This is a genomic window from Streptomyces sp. NPDC030893 (assembly GCF_055571535.1).
Genome location: NZ_JBVIFC010000002.1, coordinates 159,443 through 171,976 on the forward strand (window position 1 = coordinate 159,443; position 12,534 = coordinate 171,976).

General features: G+C 69.1%; 11 protein-coding genes and 1 pseudogene. 2 read left to right on the forward strand and 10 right to left on the reverse strand.

What is annotated here, in order from left to right; all coding sequences use genetic code 11:
* Positions 1–77 precede the first annotated feature (77 nt).
* The 7 genes and pseudogenes from ACZ434_RS05440 to tnpA all read right to left on the reverse strand — a co-directional run bounded on the left by ACZ434_RS05440 (position 78) and on the right by tnpA (position 7,153).
* The gene (locus ACZ434_RS05440) at positions 78–1,130 is read right to left on the reverse strand and encodes a BMP family lipoprotein (protein WP_468452091.1); all 1,053 of its coding nucleotides are present in this window, start codon (positions 1,128–1,130) and stop codon (positions 78–80) included.
* 334 nt (positions 1,131–1,464) lie between these two features.
* Positions 1,465–2,514 (reverse strand): BMP family lipoprotein, encoded by a 1,050-nt coding sequence (locus tag ACZ434_RS05445; protein WP_468452093.1) that lies wholly within the window; start codon positions 2,512–2,514, stop codon positions 1,465–1,467.
* A 552-nt stretch (positions 2,515–3,066) separates the two neighbouring features.
* The gene (locus ACZ434_RS05450) at positions 3,067–3,396 is read right to left on the reverse strand and encodes a hypothetical protein (RefSeq protein WP_468452095.1); all 330 of its coding nucleotides are present in this window, start codon (positions 3,394–3,396) and stop codon (positions 3,067–3,069) included.
* A 48-nt stretch (positions 3,397–3,444) separates the two neighbouring features.
* Positions 3,445–3,537: pseudogene (locus tag ACZ434_RS05455) on the reverse strand (IS5/IS1182 family transposase); the annotation flags it as partial.
* A gap of 103 nt (positions 3,538–3,640) precedes the next feature.
* Positions 3,641–4,408 carry a hypothetical protein gene (locus ACZ434_RS05460; protein ID WP_468452097.1) on the reverse strand — a complete coding sequence of 256 codons (768 nt, stop codon included), beginning with the start codon at positions 4,406–4,408 and terminating at the stop codon, positions 3,641–3,643.
* A 289-nt stretch (positions 4,409–4,697) separates the two neighbouring features.
* Positions 4,698–5,912, reverse strand: coding sequence for a helix-turn-helix domain-containing protein (locus ACZ434_RS05465; protein WP_468452099.1), 1,215 nt, complete (start codon positions 5,910–5,912; stop codon positions 4,698–4,700).
* An 824-nt stretch (positions 5,913–6,736) separates the two neighbouring features.
* Entirely contained in the window at positions 6,737–7,153 is a 417-nt protein-coding gene (gene tnpA / locus ACZ434_RS05470; RefSeq protein WP_468452101.1) for an IS200/IS605 family transposase, read from the reverse strand.
* Positions 7,154–7,177: 24 nt separating this feature from the next.
* Between tnpA and ACZ434_RS05475 the strand changes: the two genes are divergently transcribed.
* Positions 7,178–8,401 carry an RNA-guided endonuclease InsQ/TnpB family protein gene (locus ACZ434_RS05475; protein WP_468452103.1) on the forward strand — a complete coding sequence of 408 codons (1,224 nt, stop codon included), beginning with the start codon at positions 7,178–7,180 and terminating at the stop codon, positions 8,399–8,401.
* 27 nt (positions 8,402–8,428) lie between these two features.
* Complete coding sequence (locus tag ACZ434_RS05480; protein ID WP_468452907.1) at positions 8,429–8,686, forward strand: DUF7848 domain-containing protein; 258 nt, start codon at positions 8,429–8,431, stop codon at positions 8,684–8,686.
* A 255-nt stretch (positions 8,687–8,941) separates the two neighbouring features.
* On the opposite strand, the gene ACZ434_RS05485 is transcribed toward ACZ434_RS05480, so the two are convergent.
* The 3 genes from ACZ434_RS05485 to ACZ434_RS05495 form a co-directional block, all read right to left on the reverse strand.
* Complete coding sequence (locus tag ACZ434_RS05485) at positions 8,942–10,171, reverse strand: M20 family metallopeptidase (protein WP_468452909.1); 1,230 nt, start codon at positions 10,169–10,171, stop codon at positions 8,942–8,944.
* A gap of 294 nt (positions 10,172–10,465) precedes the next feature.
* Positions 10,466–11,539, reverse strand: a complete 1,074-nt coding sequence (locus tag ACZ434_RS05490) for a hypothetical protein (RefSeq protein ID WP_468452105.1) — start codon at positions 11,537–11,539, stop codon at positions 10,466–10,468.
* Between the two features lie 46 nt (positions 11,540–11,585).
* Entirely contained in the window at positions 11,586–12,524 is a 939-nt protein-coding gene (locus ACZ434_RS05495; protein WP_468452107.1) for an N-acetylneuraminate synthase family protein, read from the reverse strand.
* Between the last annotated feature and the right edge of the window lie 10 nt (positions 12,525–12,534).

The following is a 12,534-nucleotide window of genomic DNA, read 5'->3' on the forward strand; positions in this document are numbered from 1 at the left end:
GGCCGACGGGGTACGGGGAGCCTGGCTCCCCGTACCCCGTCGAGCGGTCGCGACCCCGCGGTGGTTCGGAAGGTTGCTCAGCTCGACTTGACCTTGATCTCGCCGCTGATGATCTTCTCCTTGGCCGTGTTGATGGCTTCCTGGAGCTCGGCGTCGTCCGCGAACTTCGGGTTGGAGTTCGACAGGCTCACCTCACCCGTCTTCAGATCGCCCTTGACGATACCGGTCGCCGGCTTGCCGTCCTCGACCGACTTCGCCAGGTTGTACACCGCCTTGGCGACGTCCTTCATCGCCGAGGTGAGGATCGAGTCCTTGTACTTCGCGAGGGCTTCCTGCTTGTACTGGTCGGAGTCGACGCCGATCGCCCACACCTTGTTGGCGGCGGCGGCCTCGATGACACCCTGACCGGACAGACCGGCGGCCGCGTAGACGACGTCGGCCTTCTTCTCGATCTGGCCCTCGGCGGCGGACTTGCCCTTGTCCGGGCTGGAGAAGCCGCCCTCCTCCGCGGTCTGGGTCAGGAACTGCGAGATGACCTTGACCTTGGGGTTGGTGTCCTTGACACCCTGCTCGTAACCGGCGCGGAACTTGTGGATCAGCGGGATGTCCACACCGCCCACGAAACCGACCACGTTCGTCTTGGTGCTCTGGGCGGCGGCGACACCGGCGAGGTAGGAGGCCTGCTCCTCGGAGAAGACCAGGTCGGCCACGTTGTCGGCCTCGACCGTGGCGTCGTCGACGATGCCGAAGGTGGTGTCCGGGTACTTCTCGGCAGCACCCTTCACGGCGGCGGCGTACGCGTAGCCGACCCCGATGACCGGGTTGTAGCCCTGCTTCGCCAGCGAGGACAGGCGCTGCTCCTTGTCGGCGTCCGTCTCGCCGTCGGTGGGCTCGACGTCGGCCGTCTCGTAGCCGAACTCCTTCTTCGCCAGGTCCAGGCCGGCGAAGGCGGCGTCGTTGAAGGACTGGTCGCCGCGGCCGCCGACGTCGTAGGCGATGGCGAGGCCCTTGTCGCCGCCCTTCGAGTCGGAGGAACCCGAGGAGGTGGAGGTGCCGCCGCAGGCGGAGAGGACGAGGGCCAGGGAGGCGGTCGCTGCGCCTGCGACCGTGATCCGGGAAATCCGGCGCATGTGTGGTGCTCCTAGTCGTACAAAGCGCCGGGACGGTTCAGCTACGGCGCTGGCTTCGCCGCAGATTAACGCGCGTAGACCTGCCTGAAAACCCCTTCTGTCCACCTTGTTATGCGCCCGTGCCCAACCCGGCTCCGAGCCGTGGTCACGGCCTTGCCTACCGCTGACGGGGGGTGGCTGTGGGTGAGCGGCTGTGGGTGGGCGGGGCGGGGCGGGCACGGCCTCGCTTCGGACACGGCGGAGCGGGCGGGCACGGCGGAGCGGGCGGGCACGGCGGAGCGGGCGGGAACCCTGGGGTCCCGCCCGCTCCGAAACGGATGTGCCGTGCTCGGTACTACTCGGTCCTGACCTGGATCGAGCCGTCGATGATGCCTTCCTTGGCCTTGGCCACGGCGTCCGTCAGGCCGGCGACCTCGGCCATCTTCGGGTTGCTCTCGGAGAGGCCGACGCCGTTCACCTTCAGGTCGAACACCTGGGTGCCGGTCAGCGGCTTGTCGTCCTGAACCGACTTGGACAGGGCGTACACCGCGCCGCCGACGTCCTTGAGGGCGGAGGTGAGGATGAACTCCTTGTACGGGGCGAGGGCTTCCTGCTGGTACTGGTCGGAGTCGACGCCGATCGCCCACACCTTCGCGTTGGCGGCGGCCTCGATGACGCCCTGACCGGACAGACCGGCCGCCTGGTAGATGACGTCGGCCTTCTTCTCGATCTGGCCCTCGGCCGCGGCCTTGCCCTTGTCCGGGCTGGAGAAGCCGCCCTCCTCCGCGGTCTGCGTCAGGTACTGCGGGATCACCTTGACCGCGGGGTCGGTGTCCTTGACCCCCTGCTCGTAGCCGGCCTGGAACTTGTGGATCAGCGGGATGTCCACACCGCCCACGAAACCGACGGTCTTGGTCTTGGTGGCCTTGGCGGCGGCGACACCGGCGAGGTAGGAGGCCTGCTCCTCGGCGAAGACGAGGGAGGCGACGTTGTCGCCCTCGACGACGGAGTCGACGATGCCGAAGGTGGTGTCCGGGTACTTCGCGGCCACGGCCTCCATGGCGGGACCGTAGGCGAAGCCGACGCCGATGACGGGGTTGTAGCCCTGCTTCGCCAGCGAGGACAGGCGCTGCTCCTTGTCCGCGTCGGTCTCGCCCTCGGTGGGCTCGACGTCCGCGGTCTTGTAGCCGAACTCGTCCTTGGCCTTGGTCAGGCCCGCGTAGGCGGCGTCGTTGAAGGACTGGTCGCCCTTGCCGCCGATGTCGTACGCGATGGCGACGCCGAGGTCTTCCTTGGAGCCGCCGCTGTCGTTGCTGTCGCTGCTGGTGCCGCCGCAGGCGGTGGCGGCGAGTGCGAGCGAGGCGACCCCCACCGCGGCGCGGGTCAGTGTGGATATCCGACGCATCTGAAGTCCCCATTCTCCAAAGCCCCGCAGCGGGCGCTCGGTTCGGCGCACATTAACGCGCGTAGAAACTCCTGGGAACGGGGTTCCGTGGGGCGTTACCCATTCGTGCCGATGGCTGGTGCGGGGGCTTGCACAGGGCCCACGGTGCGCCTGCCCCGTGCGGGGCGCAAGCGGGAGGGGGCGGTGGGGGTGGGGCACGGTGAGGGGTGAGGCGGCTCGCGTCCGTGGGCTTCGCCCCCGCCGCCCCTTCCCTCCCCCACTCTCGGCTTCGCTCGAAGGGAAGATCCGTCGTCGGCAACGGCTCCTGCGAGCTGTGGCCTGGTGGAGCCTGCGCCAGGCCGACCAGGCCAGCAGCTTGTTCAGATCAGTAGGTGGCGGTGACCGTCAGCGCCGATATCGATCCAGGCCCAATCGCAGTAGCGGGGCTCTCCGCTGTTTTTGTGGCCTGGTCGAACATCGCCCGCCAAGGGACTGCATCTGTGCTGTGGCCCGCGGCCACAGCACGATCTTCAAGGGTCCACACAGCCGTTGACCGTCTCGCGGTGACCGCGCTCAACTGCCGTAGCACTCACCGTCGTCGCCTAGTACCCGAGCCCCCAAGAGCCTGGCAAGCTCGCACATCTTGGCGATCAACACGTCGCTCGGGTGCTTGGCGCTGACCAGGCCCCGGTCCCAGTGCAGCGCCTCGATCCCGTCCCCCCGTCCCGACCCCGTCGTCATCAAAGCCGAGGAAAAGGCATCGCCAGGCCAGCCATCAGGGATGGGCTGCATGACCAGATCGGGATCGGCCGCAACAGCGGACTCCCACTCCTGCCGACTGATCTCAGCGCCCCCCTCGTCCCACCAGTCTTCACGCCGCGTGATGTGCAGTTCATACCCCATGCACAGCAGCGTATGAGGAAGCACCGACAGAGCCGCCGATCACGAAACAACACTGAGGCTCCACCGCCGGCCCTTGCGGACCGTGGCCGCGCCCTGGCGCCGCAGCGCCGTCACCAGCTTGCCGAAAGTGCGAGGGTTCAGCCCGGGGAACGGGGCTGTCCAGGCACCTCACGGCACCAAGCCGTCAAGTCTGGACAGCGGGCACGAGCTCACTGTTCGATTTCGAGTGCCCTGCAGGTGGTCATCAGAGAGCGTCCTTGGTGTGGCCTCGGGCGAAGTCCCATGGGGCGGGTGCATTGGTGGCTGCGTATTCGTCTGCGATGCCGAAGTCGCTCCCGCATCCTGGGCATTCCGCCTGGCCGAACAGGTGCGTCAGGCCCCAGGCGAGCCGTTGCTGGCCATCCCGTACGGCCGTCTCGTGCAACATCCTCCCGGTGCCGGTCAGCTCGTACGGGCCGGCTGGCCGGAGCGGGACCTGGTGGACATCTCCCAGATTCCAGTCGCGGATCGAGGAGTAGCAGCCGTAGTCGCCGATTGCGATCGTCACCGGTGCGTCACAGTGCGGACAAGCGACAGTGACGAAGGAATCGGTGAAGTCGTCCAGGGTCTCGAACCACAAGGGCTGGCCGTCGAACGCGAGCATGGCCCGCAGTCTGCTCAGGTAGATCTTCCCGTCCAGGCCAGACCGCAGCCGGGCGGCGGCCAGGGCGCGAAGCTCGGCCAAGGTCTCCTCACGGCGTGCGACTTCTTCGTCGGCGCCGTGTGGTTGGAGGAGGCCACCCGCTATGGCTCCGGCCAGATCGAGCGCCCAGTCCCCGGCGCCCTGGGTCTTCGCGATGTCCGCCAGCTGCGGCAGTGCGGCGATGCTCGCCGGGGTGATCGTCCCCTGGTGGCACAAGCGCCCCCAAAGCCTGTCGATGGCCTCCTGGTCACGACCGATGGCTCGGTCCAGCAGCCCGGGTATCGCATGTGCCGGGCCGTAGGCGTCGTGGAGTGCGGACCAGTCGATCACCCGGTGATTCAAGCACGCCGCGGAGCGACCTCTGGGGGTGGTGAGTCGTGAGCGGGATCACCTACGCCACCGCCAGTGCTGGGGCCTGCGGCGCCGGGAACGCCGTGTGCTCACGCCGCCGCTCTGGCAGGCCACCACTCACCGGCCACCGCGCACCCTTCAACGCCACATCGACCACCTGCCGGAAGACCCATCCGACTGCAACTGACCCCGCCACTCCAGACATCGGGCTGGCACCAGTCCCAGATGGGAGCCTGCGCAGATTCGAGCAGGAATTACAGGACATCGCTCAGGCACCGATAGCCTTTAAACCCTCGTACGCCTCGCGCAAATCGGGCGCCTCCGGTAGTTGCTTAGCCTCAACCACCTTGACGACTTCCAGTGCTCGCCAATGATTCGAGGGCACTACTCGACCACTCAGTATGGCTCTCTGGACGGAATCGCAGGCTTCATCAAGGCGGTTTCCTGCGAGCAGCACCAGCGCCAGATCGATGTTCGCGGAAGCCACACGACGTGGCCATTTACTGACGTCGTTCGACGGACTCAGGCGCGCGATCACCTCACGCGCGTACGGCTCCGCGGCAGCGTCACCCAACCATGCGAGGGTCGTTGCCGTGTAGGCGAGACACTTTGCCGGGTCGTATTGGTAGTGATGCTCTGTCGGACGCTCCGGAATTTCGAGCTTTGCAGCCATCTTCTGTACCCGGTCGAGAGCTGTGTATGTCTCTTTCGCGTGACCAAGCCTCGCGCGTGCGCGCCCTTCCTGGGCGGTCGCCTGAATAAGGGCAGACGTCCCCTTGGGTGCGACATTCTGAGCGGCTAGAGACAGCTCAAGCGCGTGCACGTAGTCGCCATCCGTGAGGACACGCCACGCGTCGGTTTCAAAGCACCATGCTTCGATTTCTGGGTGTTCCGCCTGCCGTGCGAGAGTAACCGCAGCTTGCAGTCCGGCCGTTGCCGCATGTTCCTGTTTCAGGTCGATATGCAAGGTTGCCCCAAGTAGAGACAGCCAACCCCCTACGATGAGCAACCGGCGGTGCTCTGCAAGCGTCTTGCGCGCGTCGAGTAGTCGCACGACGTATGCAGAGTGTTTCCGTACTCGCTCCAAGAGTTCGGTCGGAGAAGTGGCCGGATAAGCCGTCGCCAACTCATCGAAGGCGCGCTCTAATCGGGTGAGCGTTTCGGACCCCACGTCGCTGGCTTGCACGCGCCGAGACAACTCCCAAGCGGCCATCTCATCATCGTCGGCCGGCGTAGTGGGGGATATCCCATTGCGTGCAATGGCAGCGGGCAGAACATCTGCCGCCAGCAATTCATCAAGCTCTTTGGACGTGAGCCGCAAGAGCTTTGCCATCTTCGGTCGTTGATGCGGCTGGGGGTCTGCCTCGCCCCGTTCCCAGCGCTGCACCGTGGTGCGGTCGACGCTCAGGGCGTCCGCGAGCTGTTCCTGTGTGTACCCGCTCGCCTTCCGGCGTTGCGCCAGCCGGTGCCGCTTTGCTGCCATGCCCGCACTCCGTCCGGGATGCCGTCTGCCCTGGTCAGCGTAGCGCCTGCAGCCTTCCTGCCGCCCAAATGCAGCATTTCTGCCGTGGTGCAGCCTGCATGCCGCGCGGAAGTGTGGCCGGACGGAAGGACCCCCGCGACCGCGCGAACGGACCGGGGGCGTGGCCAACGCTGATCTAGGAGCGTCAACAGTCCATGCTTATCACGCAGGCACTCGAATGGGTGAGGGCGGTTCTCTTTGGACCGCGCACCCCCGGCAGGCACAGGCGGCACGCAACCCCCGCTACGCCTCGCAGGGCCCGACTCTCGCCTTGTCCCCACGTGTTGGGGGCGAGGCTGATCACCGTGCGCAGGCTCCGCGCGAAGGTGCGCCCGGCTCTCCCGGAGCCGTTCCGCGACTGGGAGGCAAAGGAAGCCTGGGAGCCGACAGGCGCTCTTGTCCGGCCCTATGTGGCGCGCCTGAGCTCCGCCTCGCCCAGGAACAATCGCGCAGACACCCCGGCAGCACCCTGGGCAGGGCCCTGGGCGCACCCCTGGGGGGACGTCCGGTGACGATGACGATCGAGGTCTATCGGATCAATCCGCGGACAGGCGTACGCACCCAGGTCCGGCCATTGCGAACGGTCAAGCCTCCGAAGGTGCCGGACCTTTTCAGCGGGTTTCCGCCCTGCGCCTGCCCGTGTTGCCGGGCACGGGCAGCCGACAAGATGCGCGCCCAGGTGGCGGAGGCCAACGCGCGGAGCCGGGGGGAACGGTGACCGGATGGTGCCGGTGCAAGCCCCGTCCTTCAGGGCGGGGTAAGCCGGAACGGTCCGCAGAGCGAAGCTACAGCGGACGGCGCTGCTGCTCGATGTACTGCCGCACCACCGTGAGCGGGGCACCGCCGCACGAGGCGGCGAAGTAGGACGGTGACCAGAAATGCCCGTGCATGATCGCCCGGTTCACGCGGCCGGTGAAGTCCCGGCGCAGGATGCGGGCGGAGACGCCCTTGAGGCTGTTCACGAGGCTCGATACGGCGACCTTCGGCGGGTAGTGCACGAGCAGGTGCACGTGGTCGTCCTCGCCGTTGAACTCGACCAGCTCGGCCTCGAAGTCCTCGCACACCTTCCGCATGGTCGCCTCACACACGGTCAGCATGTCGTCGTTGAACACGCCGCGCCGGTATTTGGTCACGAAGACCAAATGAACGTGCATCGCCGAAACCACGTGCCTGCCACGCCTGTACTCGCCCTCGGTAGTCATAGACCAAATGGTAGGGTCACGGTCGTGCAGCTCCGGTACAACTTCCGCGTGTACCCCGAGCCCGCCCAGCGCCGCGCGCTGGCCAGGGCGTTCGGGTGCGCCCGCGTGGTCTTCAACGACGGCCTGCGGGCCCGTCAGGAAGCCCACGTGGCGGGACTGCCGTACATCAAGGACACCGACCTCCAGAAGCAGGTCATCACCGCCGCCAAGCGCACCGACGAACGGGCGTGGCTGGGTGAGGTGTCCTCCGTCGTGCTGGTGCAGTCCCTGAGGGACCTGCACACCGCCTACCGGAACTTCTTCTCCTCCGTCACCGGCAAGCGCAAAGGGCCGAAGGTCGCGCCGCCCCGGTTCAAGTCCAAGCGGGACAACCGGCAGTCCATCCGCCTCACCGCCAACGGGTTCAGCCTGCGAGACAACGGCCGCCTGTACGTGGCCAAGGTCGGAGACCTGCGGGTGCGCTGGTCGCGCCCCCTTCCGGCCGCACCGACCTCAGCCACGGTCACGATGGACGCGGCCGGCCGGTACTGGGCCTCGTTCGTCGTGGACACCGACCCCGAGTTCCTCCCCGAGACAGCCGGCGAGACCGGTATCGACCTTGGCCTGTCGGCATTCGCGGTCCTCTCCGACGGCACGAAGATCGCTGCCCCGCGCTTCCTGCGCCGGGCCGAACGCAAGCTCAAGCGGTTGCAGAAGGACCTCAGCCGCAAGGCCAAGGGCTCCAAGAACCGGGCCAAGGCCCGCATCAGGGTCGCACGCCAGCACGCCCGCGTAGCGGACCGGCGCCGAGACTGGCACCACAAGGAATCCACGAAGATCATCCGCGACAACCAAGCGGTGTACGTGGAAGACCTCGCGGTGTCCGGCCTCGCCCGCACCTGCCTCGCCAAGTCCGTGCACGACGCCGGATGGTCCGCGTTCCTCGGCATGCTGGAGTACAAGGCCGCCAAGCACGGACGGTACTTCGGCCGCATCGGCCGCTTCGAACCGACCTCCCAGGTCTGCTCGACCTGCGGGATCAAGGACGGCCCCAAGCCCCTGCATGTCCGCGCATGGACGTGCAAGGAGTGTGGAACCGTCCACGACCGCGACGTCAACGCCGCACGCAACATCCTGGCCGCCGGACGGGCGGACAGGCTAAACGCCTGTGGAGCGCAGGTAAGTCGGGCACCCGTGCCCGCACCGCGCCGTGAAGCAGGAAGCCCCCAGAAGGGCCAGACGGCCCAGGCTGGAATCCCCGTCCTTTAGGGCGGGGAGCACGTCAATCGCTCGATCATCAAAGCGGCTCAGTGGGCGCTGGGGCCGGAAACCGGCGAGGGCGCCCCGCAGGCCATCCATTCCGCCCTGTGCATGACGTGTGGGGCGGAGGCTCCCGCGTCGGACGGCTCCCCTGAGCCGGTGGAGATGTGGGCGCTGAAACACACGGGCCTGAACCCCTCGCACCGACAGTTCAAGGCCATGGTCGAGACCTATTGGCGGGTGACGCCTGCGGAGGGCAACCCCTACCGGGGGCTTGGCACCCAGGGCGCATAGCGCCGCCCCTGCACCGAACCGGATGGCTGCCGCTTCCTGGGCGCTGCGAGGCGCAAGGGCAGCACCGCACGCACCGCCCGCCCGGGCAACCCCCGACCTGGGCGGGCGGTGCGGGTGGGCTCGCGCCCGAGGGTTTCGCCCCCGCCGCCCCTTCCCAGTCCCGTCCCCGGGGGCGCTGCCCCCGGACCCCCGCTCCTCAAACGCCGGAGGGGCTGGTTTCAGCGGCCGGAAGGGCTGAAACCAGGCCGCCGGTGGCTAGCGCAACGCGTCCAGGAGGGCCGCTGCGGTGAAGAGTTCCACGCCGACCGTGATCGCGTGTTCGTCGACGTCGAAGTCGCCCTGGTGGAGGTCGCGGATCGTGCGCTCGCCGGGGGTGCGGACGCCGAGGCGGGCCATCGCGCCGGGGACGCGCTCCAGGTACCAGGAGAAGTCCTCGCCGCCGAGGCTCTGCGCCGTGTCCTCGACGGAGTCGACCCCGCGCCGGGCGATCATCGCGTCGCGCAGCAGCTCGGTGGCGCCGGCCTCGTTGACGACCGGCGGGACGCCGCGCACGTAGTTGATCTCCGACTTGGCGCGGTGCAGGTTGGCCACCTCGTCGATGGCGGCGACCACGATGTCGGGTGCCTGCCGCCAGGTGTCCAGGTCCAGGCAGCGCACGGTGCCGGACATCTCGGCGTGCTGCGGGATGACGTTGGGGGCGTGGCCGGACTCGATCCTGCCCCAGGTGACCGCCAGTCCGCTGCGGCTGTCGACCCGCCGACCGACCAGCGCCGGCACGTCGGTGACGACGCGGGCGGCGGCGGTGACCAGGTCGGTGGTCAGGTGGGGGCGGGCGGTGTGGCCGCCGGGGCCGTCGAGGGTGATCTCCAGCCGGTCGCAGGCGGAGGTGATGGGGCCCTGGCGCAGCCCGATCCTCCCGGCGTCGACGCGGGGGTCGCAGTGCACGGCGAGGATCCGGCCGATGCCGTCGAGCGCGCCGTCCGCGATGACGTCGGCGGCGCCGCCGGGCAGCACCTCCTCGGCGGGCTGGAAGATCAGCCGCACGGGGCGGGGCAGCAGGCCCTGGCGGTGCAGTTCGGCGAGGACCAGACCGGTGCCGAGCACGACGGTGGTGTGCACGTCGTGGCCGCAGGCGTGGGCGCGGTCGGGCACGGTGGACCGGTAGGCGCACTCGGTCTTCATGTCCGGGATGGGCAGGCCGTCGATGTCGGCGCGCAGGGCGAGCATCGCCGCGTCGGTGCCGGCCTCGTCGTCGGTTCCGATGTCACAGATCACGCCGGTCCCGCTGGAGAGTACGCGCGGCCGCAGGCCGGCCCGCTCCAGACGTTCCTTGATCGCGGCGGTGGTGCGGAACTCCTGGTTGCCGAGCTCCGGGTGCATGTGCAGGTCGCGGCGGAAGGCGACGAGCTCGGCACGCAGGGCCTCGGGCAACGCTCCGGGGAGCACCGCTCCACCGGGGAGGTCGACCTCGGACTCCAGTGACATCAGTGGTTTCACCCTTTGAAGAGTAGGGCGCCGGAGCCGACCACCGACCCTCGATCAAGAAAAATCAGCCCGTCAGGCGAAGAAAAGTCGGCTGCCCTATGCATAGCTGTCAACCGGGATGGGTAAACTGGCCGCTCTTTTCGCGGGGTGAAGGCCTCTTGACCTGCCGGATCGTGATTTCGGTCACGGTCGCACCAGTGGCTCCGGCACCCATCCACCTCTTCACGGATACCACGCTCGGCCCAGCCCACGCGGACCGGTTCATCTGGCGGACACCGGCGGGGCCGGACGGGCCTACGGCCGGACGGGCGCCGTCACCGCCGGCAGCCGGTGGACGCCCCGCGCGGAGTCCGTCACCCCGGACAGGAAGCCCCGGGCGCGCGGGGAGGCCGTTCCGGTCAGCCAGGCCGGGTCGATGTCGCAGACCGTCACGCGCACGTCCGTGCCGGTCAGGGCGAGGGGCAGGGTGTGGACGACCGTGGAGGGGAAGCTGAGGACGGTGCGGCCGATGGGGCCGCGGCGGGCGATCAGCTCCAGGGGGAGTTCGGGGCGGACGATCTCCAGGCCCGTCCCGACCGCGAGCCGGTGGAGTTTGTCGGTGTTCTCGCGGCGGTGCGCGAAGTAGCGGCGGGCGCCGTGCGTCGTGGCCAGGGAGCGGACGGCCTCCAGGTAGGCGTCGCCGTCCACCACGCCGGTCTCCACCAGGGAGGTGCCGACCAGGTCGGCGCCCTTGGTGATCCGGGGCGGGCCGAAGCGGGCCCGGGTCCAGGCGAAGGTGTGGGCGCGGACGGTGACTCCGGGCGGGGTGTCCGCCATGGGCATGGCGGTGAAGACCTCCACGGCGCGCTTCCCGCCCGGGGTGAGCCGGCGCCGGGCGGCGGCGGACACGGGGGCGAGGAGGAGGTCGCGGGGGCCGGGTCGGCCGCCCTTGCGGTGCCAGCGCACCAGGCGTTCGCCGCGGGCCAGCTGGCCGACGAACTCCATGGTCGCCGTGCCGTCGTCGACGACGACGATCTCCCGGGCGCGGGTGATGGTCAGCAGCAGCTGGACGTAGCGCGAGAAGGGGTCGCCCAGGACGACGCGGGTGGCGCGGCGGAGCGGCCCGGTCAGCCCGCCGACGGTGCCCAGCGGGGCGGCCGCACCCGCGCGGGCCTCCTCCCAGCGGACCTCGTGGCCCTCCTCGCGGGCCAGCTCCGCCATCCGGCGCAGCTGGCCGCGGGTCATCGGGTCGACCGGGGACAGCACCACGAGGGTGAGCCCCACGCCGGGCGCGTGCGCGTGCGCCCACTCCAGCACGTTGAGCAGCTGTACCGGGCTCTCGACGAAGGCGAGGGTGTGGGGGCCGGGCCGGCCGGCGCGGGGGCTCATCGACGTACGACCGTTCCCGTCGTCGTGTGGGTGGGGTGGGGGCGGGTCAGACGGAGAGCGGTTCGCCCGCGGCCGTCGCGATCTCCGCCTCGGCGACCACGCCGGTGACGCGGCGGAGCTTCTTCATCGGGCCGAGCTCGGAGTCGTAGACCTTCTTCACGCCGTCGCCGAGGGAGGCCTCGATGGTGCGGATGTCGCGGACCAGGCGGGTCAGGCCCTGCGGCTCGACGGAGGCGGCCTGGTCGGAGCCCCACATGGCGCGGTCGAGGGTGATGTGGCGCTCGACGAACGCGGCGCCGAGGGCGACGGCGGCGAGGGTGGTCTGCAGGCCGGTCTCGTGGCCGGAGTAGCCGATCGGGACGTTCGGGTACTCCTGCTGGAGGGTGTTGATGACGCGGAGGTTGAGCTCCTCGGCCTTCGCCGGGTAGGTGGAGGTGGCGTGGCAGAGCAGGATGTTGTCGCTGCCGAGGACCTCGACGGCGTGACGGATCTGCTTCGGGGTGGACATGCCGGTGGAGAGGATGACCGTGCGGCCGGTGGCGCGCAGGGCGCGCAGCAGCTCGTCGTCGGTGAGGGAGGCGGAGGCGACCTTGTGGGCGGGCACGTCGAACTTCTCCAGGAAGGCGACGGCCTCGGTGTCCCACGGGGAGGCGAACCAGTCGATGCCCTTCTTCCGGCAGTAGGCGTCGATCTGGCGGTACTCGTCCTCGCCGAACTCCACGCGGTGGCGGTAGTCGATGTACGTCATCCGGCCCCAGGGGGTGTCGCGCTCGATGTCCCACTGGTCGCGCGGGGTGCAGATCTCCGGCGTGCGCTTCTGGAACTTGACGGCGTCGCAGCCGGCCTCGGCGGCGGCGTCGATCAGCTTGAAGGCGTTCTCGATGTCGCCGTTGTGGTTGATGCCGATCTCGCCGGTGACGTACACGGGGCGGCCGGGGCCGGCCTCGCGGGGACCGAGGGTGCGGATGCGGGAGTTGGTGCTCATGACCGGGGGT